The following is a 1,125-nucleotide window of genomic DNA, read 5'->3' as shown; positions in this document are numbered from 1 at the left end:
GCCGGACGTGTGTTCCGCGAGAATACCAATGGCGGCATCGTCACCGGCGACGGCATGGCGGTGGCCTATCGCCATGGTGTGCCTTTGCGCGATATGGAGTTCGTGCAGTATCACCCGACCTGTATGCCGGGCACCGGGCTGCTGTTTACCGAGGCCTGTCGTGGCGAGGGCGGGCTGCTGGTCAATAAGGATGGCTACCGCTATTTGCAGGACTATGGGCTGGGGCCGGCCGAGGACAAGCCGCGCAATAAGGCGATGGAACTTGGGCCGCGCGACCGCCTGAGCCAGGCCTTCTGGTACGAGATGCAGAAGGAGCGCACCATAGACGGCCGCTACGGCCCGGTGGTGCATCTGGATTTGCGCCATCTGGGCGCGGAAAAACTGCACGAGCGCCTGCCGCAAATCTGCGAGCTGGCACGCGAATTCATGGGCGTTGACCCGGTCACCGAGCCGATTCCGGTGCGCCCGGCGGTGCACTACACCATGGGCGGTATACCGGTCGACATTCACTGCGCAGCCTCCTTGCCCGGCTTGTTTGCCGCCGGCGACTGTTCCAGCGTCGGCATTCACGGCGCCAACCGGCTGGGCTCCAACTCGCTGGCCGAACTGTCGGTGTTCGGCAAGGTGGCCGGTGAATCCGCCAGCCTTTATGCCCGCTCCGCCAAGCCACGCAATAGTGCGGCCTTGCTCAAACTAGCCGAAGCGGCCGCCTTGCCGGCGCAAAACCTGCTGCGCCGCGATGGCAGCGAGCGCATCGCCGACCTTCGCCGCGAAATGGCGCAAACCATGGAAGAGGGCTGCGGCATCTACCGCTTGCACGACAGCATGCAGGCCACCTGCGACAAGCTGGCCGAGCTTAAGGTGCGCTACCGCGACATCCACATCGAAGACCGATCTTCGGTGTGGAATAGCGACTGGCTGCTGGCGATCGAGCTGGGCTACCAGCTGGATGTGGCCGAAGCCATGGCGCATTCGGCACTGAACCGGCGCGAGTCGCGCGGTGCGCACCAGCGTCTGGACGGCTACGAGGCGCGCGACGACGTGAATTTCCTCAAGCACTCGCTGGCGCATTATCAGGGCGCAGCCGCACCGGCCATCTCGTATGGCGATGTGAAAATCACCCGT

At 64.4% G+C, this 1,125-nt stretch carries 1 protein-coding gene; it reads left to right on the top strand.

What is annotated here, in order from left to right; translation table 11 throughout:
• On the top strand, positions 1 to 1,125 hold a 1,125-nt coding region (locus EGI20_RS18720; RefSeq protein WP_498633202.1), incomplete at both ends, for an FAD-binding protein.

Source organism: Aquitalea sp. S1-19 (genome assembly GCF_024343515.1).
Note: the sequence above shows the minus strand (reverse complement) of the source record. Positions and strands in the feature narration are given on the sequence as shown.